We start from the raw sequence: 13029 nt of genomic DNA, 5'->3' as shown, positions 1-13029 counted from the left end.
GCTGATTGGACTTTGAAAAAAATTGTCATTATAGGCGCAGTAGGTGGAGGCGCGACAGCCGCTGGACAAATCCGATTTTATGATCCGAAAGCGCACATCGTTGTGTTTGACCGCGATTCTACAATGTCTTACGCAGCATGCGGAACGCCATACGTAATCGGTGATGTTATTGAAGACGAACGTTCCCTTATCATGGCGGATCCCGAACAGTTTAAAACCAAGCGGGATATTGATGTAAAATTGCGGCACGAAGTGTTAAAAATCGAACGGGAAACAAAAACAGTCCATGTCCGAAACATCGAAACTGGCGAACTATTTGAAGAACCTTACGATGTGTTGATCCTAGCCCCAGGGGGTTCTGCCATTGTACCGGACATTAGCGAGCTGAATTCCTCAAAAACGTTCACTTTGCGCAGTTATGGAGATATGCAGAAGATCGACCAGTTTATCAAATCCGAGCGGCCGAAAAGCTGTGTTGTATCTGGCGGCGGTTTTATTGGCCTTGAAATGGCAGAAAATCTCAAAAATCTCGGTCTCGACGTATCGCTGGTACATAAATCCCCCACTATTATGTCTATTTTGGATACTGATATTTCGTTGATCATCGAAAAAGAACTGTCGCTTCACGGCGTTAAGCTGATTACCGGAACTGCAATTGAAAAAACCGAAGGCAAATCCATCAAGCTGGAAAATGGCATCGTGCTTCAGGCTGATTTCATTATTATGAGCATCGGTTTAAAACCAAATACAGAACTTGCTGAAAATGCCGGATTGAACATTGGTGAAACGGGCGGCATCAGAACCAATGAGTTTATGCAGACCAATGATCCATTCATTTATGCTATCGGCGACGCTTCTGAAAACTTCGATATGGTAACCGGTGATCCGAAAAGAGTTCCACTCGCTTCTCCGGCCCACCGGCAGGCATTTATCGCTGCCCGCCATTTGATGGGAGACAAAATAGCGAAAAAAGGATTGCTTGGAACTTCTGTTTTAAAGGTTTTCTCGTTGACTGCCGCAATGACCGGATTGAACGAAAAGGCGATTACCGACAAAAAACTGGATTTTGCCACTGTCGTTCATACAGGCAACTCCAATGCTGGTTATTATCCCGAGCATTCAAAAATAACATTAAAGGTCCATTATGATCCAAGGACCCGCAAAATCCTGGGTGCACAATGCATTGGCGGAAAAGGTGTAGATAAACGCATCGACGTACTCGTTACCGCCATATACGCGGGATTAACAGTCGACGATTTGCAGGCATTGGAACTATGTTATGCTCCTCCCTATTCTTCACCCAAAGATCCAATCAACATGATTGGCTATAAGGCGATTACTGAAAAGTAACCATATGAAAACAGGCAAAGAAAAAGCGGTTCGCTTTTTCTTTGCCTGTTTTTTTGGAGGAAACTATTGCACTGTTTTTCCGGCTGCTTTTTGTGCTGCGGCGTCTGCTTTGCGCTGTTTGCCTTTGCGCCAAACAACCCATAAGAACAGCATAAACACGACGTACATGATTGCAAGAGTTGCAATATAGGCCGTATTGAGTTTAGTTTCTTCTATCACATGGAAGACTTCCGCAATTTCACGGTCTTGCGTTATACGGTATTCCCCGTTGTCTTCCTGGCGGATAATGTCGCTTTCAAATAAACCACGAAGCTCCTGGCCATCACCAATGGTGTCAGCAGACAGGTTAATGCTCTTTGTCGAAGAAGAGTTGTTAATGGCAACAATCCAGGTTTCTTCGTCATTGGAACGTTTGTAGACCAGCCAGCCATCTTCATCATGCAGCATTTCCAATTCACCCGTCCGCAATGCTTCAGATGAATTGCGCAAGGATGTCAAATCTGTAATATGGTCAACCAGTTCTTTGTCTACAGCCAAATCCAAAATTTGATGCGATTCTGGCAGCTCTGTCCCATTCATTGCAGATTCAGAGCCGTACTGGACGACTGGTATTCCGGGCATGGTCAATAACTGTGTCAACAACAGAGTCCAGCGTGTCGGCGGAAATCCATTGTCCGCAACGATATCCGCTGTAAACCGTGATCCCATTAAAGAATCTACTTGAATCAGGCTGTCTTCGCTTTCTTCCATAATCGAAGAAATCTCCGTCAAATCCTGATCAAAATTTTTATAGGCCGCACGAAGAGTTCCCTCTACTCCTGGCAAGACGACAGCATCAAAACCAGGCGTTTCCGGCATTTCCCGGTCGCTTAGGATATAGCTGTCGCGCAGATCTTTCATAGCTTCAGAAAAAGCAAGGACAAACTCGGGATCCAGCTGGTCTGCATTCTGCAGCCGGAACCCATCAATCTGATAGGTTTCGCTGAACTCCGAAAATGTAGAAATCAGCGCTTCTTGGACTTCTGGATTTGCTGTATCCAATGCGAGGCTGCCGTCTTCATTTTCCGTAAACCATTCCGGGTTTTCAGCTGTCCAAACATGATCTTCATTTACTTGCTGTGTTGGGACATCCACAATCACTTTCATATCCTGTTCATGAATCTCGGCTACCAATGTTTGGAACTCTTCTTCTGTTCCAAAATGGCGCTCAAATTCGGTATAGTCCAATACGCTTTTCCCATCATATGTAGTTGTTGAAAACACAGGTCCTATTGAAAGAGCGGTAAAGCCCATTTCTTTCACAAATAATAGTTCACTGGCCATGCCATCAAAATCGCCCCCGCTAAAACTCGAAAGGTCTATAGCATTCACTTCATAATCATTGTCGATCTTTTTGTTGAAATAACGGTCAACCAGCACATCATAGATGAGCTCATCTTCCAATTCGCGCTCGTCTGCAGCAAATGCCGGATTGGCGAGTGTCAGCAGCAGTGCACCCGTTATGATGCTTGAAATCCATTTTGCCTTCAATCTGAAATCCTCCTTCAATGAGGTTGTTATTGCGTTCCACCCGGTTAATTTTATCAAACTCCAGCTACCGCCGCCATGTTAAGTTCAAGTTTCAGCAGCGACTTGCAAGAGTTTCGTCTAAACTGTGAAAATCTATAGAAAAGCGCAAGTTGCCAATAGCTGAAGCTAACCTAAAAGCGCGACTTCCTGTCGCAACGGTTAGCTGACCCGCATCCTGCGGCCCCCGACGGGCATAAGACGCGCTGGCGAAGCGGCGTATTTCAGCCGCACAGCCGGAGTGGCTTACATCCCGAAGAGCTAGGCACTGCAACTGGACATCAGAGTGGCTTATGACCCTGGAATCTGGCAGCTGGAGTCTGGTCAAGAAATAAAGAACCGTAAATTATACTATTTCAAAACATAAAAAAAAGCAGGTGCTGGATGCACCTGCCTGATTTCTTTAAAAGAAATCCATTCCGATCGGCAACATAAAACCGATGAACATTGTTGCAAACAAGAATACTGCAAACAATGCCCAAAACATCGTAACCGGTTTTTGTTTTTTCGAACGGACCAAAACCATTTCCATCATTCCGATTGTCAAAACTCCCAACAGGAATTTGATGCCGTACAGCATTGGATCTGAAGAAGACCATTCGATGAACAATGTAAGTCCTGTAATAATGATCAACACGTAGAACAATCTCAAGACCATGTGTAGAATTTTACGGCCTTTGCTGTCGCGCTGCATAAATGCAGCGATCAAGAACAAGATGACTGCAACGACCCACGTCGTGATGTGTAAATGTGTAGTCTGTGTAAAAATATCCAAAAGCTCACCTCTTCTAATAAAGTCCTTTCCAGTTTATCACAAGTTGGACAGTCGGAAGAGCTCCTATCTTATGACAAATGTGTGACGAGAGTACCGATGGATTCAATTGATACTTTGATAGTGTCTCCAGCTTTCAGGAATTTTGGCGGATTAAAGCCTTTCCCGACTCCAGCAGGTGTTCCAGTAAGCAGAACATCACCTGGTTCCAAAGCAATATATTTTGAAACTTCTGCCACCAGATCATCCACGCGGCGGATCATGTTTTCTGTGTTGCCGTTTTGGCGCACTTCATCGTTCACTTTTGTCACAATTGACAGGTTTTGTGCTTGCGGTATTTCATCTTTTGTCACAATATAAGGGCCTATCGGACATGAACCCGGCAAGCTTTTCCCAAGGAAATACTGCTGATGCTTTTCCTGCAGGTCCCGTGCAGTCAAATCATTTGCGATGGTATAGCCAAAAACATAGTCATAAGCCATTTGCTTAGGTATTTTGTGGCCAGCTTTTCCTATTATGACAGCCAGTTCACCTTCATAATCATAAGAATCGGTCAAATCACTGTGAACAGGGACAGTTTCTCCGTCTGCTGAAATACAAGTAGGCGATTTGGTAAAAACCACCAAATCCACTGGAGCTTCGGCGCCCATCTCTTTTGCATGATCCGCATAATTTTTTCCGATGCAAATAATATTCTTGGGTGTTCTTGAAATTGGAGACAACCATTCAATTTCTGAAAAAGAGTGTTTGAATTCTTCAGAGCGCTCAGACTGAACAGCGGCTTCCGTCAATTTACGAATTTGTTCGACAAACTCCAACCCTTGCGGAATTCCTTCTATCAATTGTGCCGGGAATGCAGGAAGGACCTCTAATTGCTGTTGGATAGCAAGCAGATCCCATACAGCTTCTTCCTTTTTAACCTTTGGTCCGAATCCTTCTTTTCCTTCATAGCGAAATGATAACAGCTTCATTCGTCAAACACTCCTTTTCTTTGATTGAATTCATTATACACATTCAGGGTTTTGAATTGTTAGTTTTTTCGAATTTATTTCCATATGTCCATTTTCTCCAGAGACTTTCAAGTGGTCCTCTTGAGAATTTTTCAAACCAAAGTTCTGCAAAAATCAGCTGAACAACAAAAATTCCGATGGCAATCAATGTTCCCGTAAGCAAATCCACTTGTCCATAGAGGCCAAAGCCGTACGAATAAAAAATCAGCGTGGCCAAGATGGATTGCATAATATAGGTTGTCAGCGACATCCGCCCAACTTTCGCTACTGGAGACAACAGCTTTTGCATGCTCGTTTTTTGTGCCAGCAAAGCGATTATTGCCGCATAGCCAACTGCTACAAGCGGCCCACCAAAAATATCCTGCAGATAGACAAAGGCATAATTCGGCTCAAACAAAAACGGAGCGGCTTTCAACAGCAAACCGGCTACCAACGGGACAATAGCTAACAGCAGCCACAATTTGCGTTTTTCCTGCGTCCGCTCAATCAGCCGCCACTTTGCCGCAGCTGCTCCAATCATCAGAAACGGCAAAATCGTCGCAATCAAAATCACATAGCCGAACAAATTATTCGTGTAAGTCCAGTCCGCTAAGCGTTGGCTGAAGATTTCGGCAAAACTGCCGGACTGGTAGGATTGGATCGAGCTTTCGATTTCCATGTATCCTACATACGTATTTGGATCTGCTGCAGCGGCTATAAACATGACACCTAATAGCAGCAGGTGTGGGACTGCATAAATAATGGCTGCAAAGCCCATCAGCCAGCTCGATGGCAGCCTGATCATCCCGATAAGCAAAAAGCCCATGATGGCATATGTGATCAGAATATCTCCATACCAAATTAAAAAGGCATGGACGATGCCAAACAGCAGCAGAACTGCCAGGCGCTTTACGGCCACTGGCATAAAGGGGCTCTGCTTCGCTTCTGCGCGCATAAATTGCATGGCCAGCCCATAGCCAAACAACATGGCAAATAAAGGATAGAAACTGGCTTGAATGAAAATATCAATAAACAGGTACACCCCTTCATTCACAGTCCCATCAAACCATTTATACGGGTCGATATAGGAAAGAGGCGAATGGAAAGCCAGCATATTGATGATCAAAATGCCGAAAAGCGAGAAACCCCTCATCAAATCAATCGCTTTTACTCGTTCGTTTAATAAAACCGGCTGTAAGTTCAAATTAATCCCCCTAAATGTTTACTTCCTGGCTTGCTGCAAACAAGTACAGCAGCCGTTCTTTTATCGGGATGCGAAGAATCGCTTCAACGGCTTCCTGATATACAGTCAACTGTACACCATAACGTTCGCTCATTTCCATGCTGATATTACTGATATGTGCCACACGGTCCGTCTTGTAATCAAGCAGCACCCAGCCATCCGGTTCCTCAAACAGGCAATCGACGATCCCTTGAATGATTTGATGATCCCCCTCCGCATCCGCTTTGGCGTATGTGAATGGGACTTCCCTTTTGATGTGCTTCGCTGATCGCAGGCGGGCCGCTGTATTGCTGGCGTAAAAGCGTTCTATTTCTTCAACTTTTACTGCCTTGCCTTCGTCAGGTGATAGAATTTCCATCCCTACCAGCGTTTCGATAAATTCTTCTATTTCGGTAGAGTCCATCGTTCGGTCCAGCGGAATATGCTGCATGACCGCATGGACAGCGGTGCCGACATCAGCGGCTGACAACCGCTTGTCCATCATGAAGTCCGGACGGTGCAGCAGCATCGTTCTTTCGGGTTTTGCCGTTTGAATGAACGATTCAGGCTCATCCGAACGCTGCAGCATTTGCAGCCGTTTCATTTCTGTCACTGATTGTTTGGATCGCTTCTCAACCGCCGCTTGATGCGGATATTGAAAGTTAAATCGCTGTTTGACTAGTTGGCGATAATCTTCATTTGAATCATTTCTTTCCAGCAGTTCATCTAAATTCACAACTCCCGGAAGCAATGACTGGGATTCGATAATTTCAATATGAAATCGGGATGAGTGGCTGAGAATATGGCCATTAACATTCAAATGTTCTGCCGCATCGGGATGCCTTGCAACGGCCGGACCAATCCAATCCAAATAGCCTTTCGCACGCGAGCGCATGAAATCCGGCAATCGGACATCGCTGGTGCTTACTTTCCATTTTTCAAAGAGCTTTTCGATGTCTTTTACAGAAGCCGTCAAAAACAGCCGCTCTTTGGCCCGGGTCATTGCGACGTACAACACCCGCATCTCTTCCGCTTTCATCTGCAGCTGCTTCATTTCCTTGACTGCGAGGAAAGGCAAAGATGTATATTCAATTCTCGTGTCAGGATTGACTGCCTTAACTGCCAATCCATAGTCCTGATCGAACAGATAGGATTTTCGAAAATCCATTTCGTTAAAAGAACGGCCAGTGCCTGCAAAAAAGACTACTGGAAACTCCAGCCCTTTCGACTTGTGGACAGTCATAAGACGAACGACATTTTCTTTTTCACTGAGCGATTTGGCTGTTCCCAAATCATCCCCCCGCTCACGCATCCGATCAATAAAACGCAAAAAGCGGAACAATCCGCGGAAAGAAGTTTTCTCGTATTCCAGTGCCCGGTCATGTAAAGCGCGCAAATTAGCCTGACGCTGCTTGCCGTTGGTCATCGCACCTGCCATCTCGTAATAATTCGTATCCAGATAAACCTGCCAGATCAGTTCTGCCAGGGAGCCCCGCCGAGCCTGGTTGCGCCATCCTTCCAGTTGAAGGACAAAGCGCTGCAGCTTCTTAGCCGCTGCAGGATCAATGCCTGTTCCTGCACGCATAAAGGTTTTCACTGCTTCGTAAAACGAGGCCTGAGGTGCGGCCAGCCGGATCTCAGCGAGCTCATTTTCCTTTAATCCGATAAACGGTGCACGCAAGACAGAAGCGAGTGGAATATCCTGGTATGGGTTGTCAATGACTCGCAGCGTATTGAGCATGATCATCACTTCAAGCGCATCAAAATAGCCGCCGGTCAATTCCGCATACAACGGAATGCCGGCCATTTTGAATTCGTCCACAAAATCACTCGACCAGGTCATGGAGCGCATCAAGACGACAATATCCCGGTACTCCAACTTTCGCTGTTGCTGTGTCCAGGGGTCATTCACCAGCATTTCCTGGTCCATCATTTCTTTTATTTTTTTTGCGATAAAGCGTGCTTCCCATTGTGATTTAACCAGATCCTCGTCCACGGCCTCTTCTTCAGTTTCCGGCTCGTGGATCAATGCTAATTCAATTGGAATCTGATGATCCGGATAAGGGGCTTTGGCTTTTAATGCAGCCGCTTCATCGTAGTCGATTTCCCCAACCCGCTCCCCCATGATCTGCGAGAAGATATAGTTGGTGCCATCCAGTATTTCTTTGCGGCTTCGGAAATTCGCATTTAAATCGATGCGCAGCCCTGTGGATTCGGCATCGTGGCGGAAACGGGCATACTTACCTAAAAACAGCATCGGTTCAGCAAGGCGGAAACGGTAGATCGATTGTTTTACATCTCCCACCATGAACAAGTTGCCGTCGTGTTCTTCACCGGATTTCACCAGGTTTAAAATGGTTTCCTGCAGTAGGTTGGTATCCTGATATTCATCTACCAGTACTTCCTTAAATCGATCCTGGTACTCTTTGGCAATGGCGGATGGCCTGCCTTCATCCGATAGGATTTCCAATGCGTAATGCTCCAAATCAGAGAAATCGACCAATGCCCGGTCAATTTTTAAGACTTTGTATTGGTCGGCGAAAATCTGCGTCAGCTTTACTAAAGTCTTCATCATTGGCGCCATTTCGCGCATCTCTTCGAGAAGCCGCTTTGGCGAGCGAGTGAAATAGGCATCGAACAAACCTGTGACGATTTTCTTCACTTCATTGCGTATGCCCTTCGCTTCCTCTGCCACTGCAGGATCACAGGAATCCTTCTTAATAGAAGCTGCTTTTTCGAATTGGAATGACTTTGAAAAAGCATAAAGGCTGTCCCACGAATTTTCCAGAGCAGCGAGGGCAGCTTGGATGACTTCTGCATCTGTCTTGAACGTGTCTTCCAGCAAAGCTGGACCATCCGGCTGCAAAGCCAGTTGCAGTCCTTGCTGGGTCAGCTGCAGTGCTTCCTCTAAAGCATGTCCTATCGTCAGTTTTAAGTCGCCAATAAATGGCAGTTCGTCGATAGCAGCAGTTTCGGCCACATCGTATAAAGCTGGCACTTGCTGCAGCCAATCCTCAGGGTCAGGGTGGACGCGTGAATAGTCATAAAGCTTGCTCAGCAGCACTTCCATGGCTTGGTCGCTTCGATCAGAAGTAAAACTGTCTGCGAGACGGTATACTGCTTCCGCCCCTTCACCCTCATAAGCGTTTTCAAGAACTGCTTCGAGTATGTCATCCCGCAGCAAAGCTGCCTCCGTGTCTCCGGCAATCCGGAAGCCTGGATCAATTTCGAGCAAATAAGCATATTGCTTTACCACCTGCAGACAAAAAGAATGCAAGGTAGAAATTTGGGCTTTATTGATTAAACGCAATTGTTTTTTGAGGTGGCTCGATTCCGGATTTTCTGCCACCGCTTTTTCCAGCGCGTTCGACATGCGATGGCGCATTTCGGCAGCGGATGCATTGGTGAAAGTAACGACCAAAAGCTCGTCCACTGAAATGGGATCCTCTTCAGCCAACACCTTTTCAATCATTCGATTAATTAAGACGGCCGTTTTTCCTGAACCGGCTGCGGCGGATACAAGCATGTCCTGGCCCTTTGCCCAAATCGCCAGCCATTGTTCATCGGTCCATGTGGCATCACTCGGTTTTTTCGGTATCATCGTCAGCAGCCTCCTTTCTGATCAACTCTACTGCCTTATCCGGCGACAAGGCGGGGAGTTTGCGGTAGCTTTGTTCCGGATCTGCCGGGTCGAATTGGCAGACAGAACGGTAGGAACAAAACTGGCAAGGTGTATCTTCTTTTACTTTATAAGGAGTGATGCTTGTATTGCCTTCCAGTATGCCGTTACCGGCATGTTGATGCTTTCCACGAACAAATCGGCGTATCGCCTGCATATCTTCTTTGACCACTGTTTTCGACTGGGAAGCGGACACCGTACCGCTTTTATTGAGCCGTACCGGGATGACATTGGAATAGCCTTCAATTCCGTCATCCATCGCTTGAATAACTTCAGGATCTTCAACGACTAAACCGTTCATTTTAAATGATTTGGCCATTTCTTCTTCCAGTTCCTCGGCAGTCATCAATTTGGTCAGTTTCAGCATCGGATTGTGCATATGGAAATAAAGTACGCCTGCTGGTTCCGCTCTCTTGCCAAGCCAGCGGTCCGAGTGGGTCAATGCCACATCCAGATACGTGAACGTCTGCAAGGACAGGCCGTGATAGACATTGCTGAGGTCAAGCCCCTGTTTGGATGATTTGTAATCGACCACACGCAAATACGGTTTGCCATGTATTTCGGTCGAATCAATCCGGTCTATCCTGCCGCGGACATTCATCTTACGGCCGTTGTTCAACGGGATGTCGAGTGGTGGAATCGTTTCTTGCGGACCAAAACCGACTTCCAAGGCCACTGGCACAAATCCTGACACTTTAGCGTGCTTGCTGAGCATAAACGCCGTCTGTCGGATAATGCCCTCCAGCTTGTGCTGAATATATCGGTAGCGGTGGGAGCTGATCAGGATATGATTGACGAAATAAGGCGACAACTGTTCAATCGCTTCTTTGGCCAAATTCTGGCATTGTGTCCGGGTTAGGGATGACCAGGAAACGCCAAGCCTCAACACTTCGTCCGAAATCCATTTGATCGCTGCATGGAAAAGATCTCCCATAGCAGGAGCCGCCAATTTATACTGACTGCGCTCTTCAAGGCGAAGGCCGTAAGTAACATAATGCGCAAATGGGCAGCTGTAATAGGTTTCAACCCGTGAAACACTGGATGAAATGGGAGAGCCGTATAATGGTTCAGCAATGTCTTGGCGCAATGGGTCTGCTGTGTTTGGTTTGATCGGTGCTAAAATTCGCTCAATGACAGATGACCAAAACGGATCTTCACGATAATAGTCCAAAACGGCACGCCATTCGGCGGTCAAGTCTCCGCTGCGAATCTGCGAAGTCAAATAAGCCAACGTCGCCCGAGGATGTGAAATATAAGCCATCGGTGACGCGTCCATCAGTTCTTCCGGGTCGATAACTGCAGGGATTAGATCGATTGACAGCATGTCCTTCAATTTTTGGATATAAAGAGAAGGCAGCAGCGCTTTTCCTTCTTCATCTGCAATCGGAAATGATACTGTCAGCAAATCCGAGGCAGATGTGAATGCCCGATAAACCATATAGGTTTCATCCATTAAACGCATCTTCGACGTCGGAGCCAACTCAAAGCCAATTTGTGCAAACCAATCCCGGTCCGTATCGGTCAAAATCCCTTCCTGCTCGATGCGCTTAGGCAGTACTCCATCATTGGCGCCGATGACGAAAACCGACTTGATGTCCATCAAACGCGCCAAATCGATTTTAGACACCGTCACTTGGTCCAGCGAAGGCGGAATGCGGGAAAACTCCAATGTTTCAAATCCTTCATCCAAAATTTTAACAGCTGTTGCCAGGTCGATTTCTTTGTCTCCAAACATCAGCACAAACTGATCCAGCACACCAATCCACTGGTTCCAAGCCTGTTCATGTTCAGTAGCTGCCAATAGGCGGTGCTCATTTTCTTCACGCTCTCTCAACGCCTGAATTTTTGCGTATACATCCATTTTCTCGATAAATAGGAACAAAGCTTCCGCAACGTCTTTTCCGGTTTTCGCATGCTTTAGGTGCTCTTTTAACTCGGCCAAAGGGTCCCTGATCAAATCACGGACAGCATGAAGCTCCATCTGTGCCGCCAATTCTTCATCTGTTTGTATAGAAGTATGAAATTCCAGACCGCGATATTTTTTGTAAAACCAGCGCTTTTCCTCAAACCAGCGTTCCCCATATATCCCATTGGCTATAACGAAGTTCTCCAGTACATCACTTCGCTCCCGCCACTTGGAAACAGGTCCCAATGGAAAAAATAAATCCGTTTTTACGGCCCGGAACACGGACTCATAGGAATAATTGGAGACAACGGATTCAAGAACTGAACGGCTGAATTCAATCAAGGGATGATGCAGCATCGATTTTTTCTGGCTGATAAAATACGGTATGTCATATTGCGGAAAAATGGTATTGATCAATTCGTCATAAATTTCCGGCTGCCGGTACAGGATGGCAATTTCACTATAGCGAAGGCCATTCCTCGCTTGATCTCTGATCCTTCGCGCAACCGCATGCATTTCAGCTCGCCGGTTCGAAGACTCGACCAAAGACACATGGCCATGCCCTTGAATTTTCGGCAATGGATAATCATCAAAATGCCGCTCGATATGCTCGAGTTCAGGTTGAGCAAAACGGCGCGGCAAAGCAAGGTGCACCGGATTTTCAATCTCAATGCCCTCTTTGGCAGCTTCTTCGCTCAAGCGGCGGGCTGTATTGGCGGACTGGTAAAACAAAGCCTGTTCGTCGTTCGGGTCGGTTTGCTCATCCATCGGCAAGGCAATGGTCACTGACTTGGCATGTTTCATTAGTTCAAAAAGAATTTCATACTCTCTTGCTGTGAATGTCACAAATCCATCGATGTAGATCGTGGTCGTTTTGACTAAATCGGAATAAGGAATTTTTTCACTCAATAAGGCTAAATGGCCTTCAGAATCCACAAATACTTTGCCCAGACGGTTCTCAATCTCGGTCAAGATCAATTCCAGGTCCTCCGCTTTGTCCAGCAAGGTTTTTGGTGCGCCTGCCTCCGCCAATGAAGAACGGATCGAGCTCAATTCCCCACAGTCTACACAATAGCGGGCAAACTCCTTCACCAGTTGTTCAATCTGGTCCGTAAAGCCCCGCTTTCCGGCAGCTCTGCGAAACAATTGAAAATCGTCGCGATGCTCTTCCAGCAGGCTCCGAATCAGCATTCGGTAGCCGAATGTATCCACTTCTTTTCTGCTGATGCCCCCGACTTCCTGAAGGACGCGCCATGCAAGCCGCTTAAAGGTGATCGCCTGTGCGCGGATCATGCCATTCATGCCATAGGACGCAGCAAGGCGATACTCGGTAGAAAACGACATCTGGTCCGGCACGATAAGGAAAATCGGTTCTCCATCAGCCTGCCGCTTTAGCTCTTCCACAATTTCATCTTGAACAAAACGAGTTTTTCCAGCTCCCGCTCTGCCATATATTATGCGCAAAGACACATGATCACTCCCTCAAATAAGAACGTTTGTTCTTATTATACGATTAACTGCCGTTAATAGCCAACTCTAATAATC

Annotated in this window: 7 protein-coding genes; 1 reads left to right on the top strand and 6 read right to left on the bottom strand. The window is 46.4% G+C overall.

Features of this window, described 5'->3' with window-relative positions; all coding sequences use genetic code 11:
• The first annotated feature begins 12 nt into the window (after window positions 1-12).
• A complete protein-coding gene (locus QOZ98_RS09200) occupies window positions 13-1350 on the top strand; it encodes a CoA-disulfide reductase (protein WP_308787177.1) in 1338 nt (445 codons plus the stop codon).
• A 63-nt stretch (window positions 1351-1413) separates the two neighbouring features.
• Here the strand turns inward: QOZ98_RS09200 and QOZ98_RS09195 are convergent, their stop codons facing one another.
• From QOZ98_RS09195 to addB, 6 genes are all read right to left on the bottom strand, one after another.
• Window positions 1414-2880, bottom strand: a complete 1467-nt coding sequence (locus QOZ98_RS09195) for an alpha-amylase family glycosyl hydrolase (RefSeq protein WP_308787176.1) — start codon at window positions 2878-2880, stop codon at window positions 1414-1416.
• A 439-nt stretch (window positions 2881-3319) separates the two neighbouring features.
• A complete protein-coding gene (locus tag QOZ98_RS09190; protein WP_142826100.1) occupies window positions 3320-3691 on the bottom strand; it encodes a YisL family protein in 372 nt (123 codons plus the stop codon).
• Window positions 3692-3759: 68 nt separating this feature from the next.
• The gene (locus QOZ98_RS09185; protein ID WP_308787175.1) at window positions 3760-4659 is read right to left on the bottom strand and encodes a fumarylacetoacetate hydrolase family protein; all 900 of its coding nucleotides are present in this window, start codon (window positions 4657-4659) and stop codon (window positions 3760-3762) included.
• 43 nt (window positions 4660-4702) lie between these two features.
• Window positions 4703-5881, bottom strand: a complete 1179-nt coding sequence (locus tag QOZ98_RS09180; protein ID WP_308787174.1) for a DUF418 domain-containing protein — start codon at window positions 5879-5881, stop codon at window positions 4703-4705.
• Between the two features lie 10 nt (window positions 5882-5891).
• Window positions 5892-9500, bottom strand: coding sequence for a helicase-exonuclease AddAB subunit AddA (gene addA, locus QOZ98_RS09175; RefSeq protein ID WP_308787173.1), 3609 nt, complete (start codon window positions 9498-9500; stop codon window positions 5892-5894).
• Window positions 9478-12954 carry a helicase-exonuclease AddAB subunit AddB gene (addB, locus tag QOZ98_RS09170; protein WP_308787172.1) on the bottom strand — a complete coding sequence of 1159 codons (3477 nt, stop codon included), beginning with the start codon at window positions 12952-12954 and terminating at the stop codon, window positions 9478-9480. The genes addA and addB overlap by 23 nt, the downstream gene beginning before the upstream one ends.
• Window positions 12955-13029 lie beyond the last annotated feature (75 nt).

It is taken from the genome of Planomicrobium stackebrandtii, from assembly GCF_030814955.1.
In the GTDB taxonomy this organism is placed as follows: Bacteria; Bacillota; Bacilli; order Bacillales_A; family Planococcaceae; genus Planococcus; species Planococcus stackebrandtii.
Note: the sequence above shows the minus strand (reverse complement) of the source record. Positions and strands in the feature narration are given on the sequence as shown.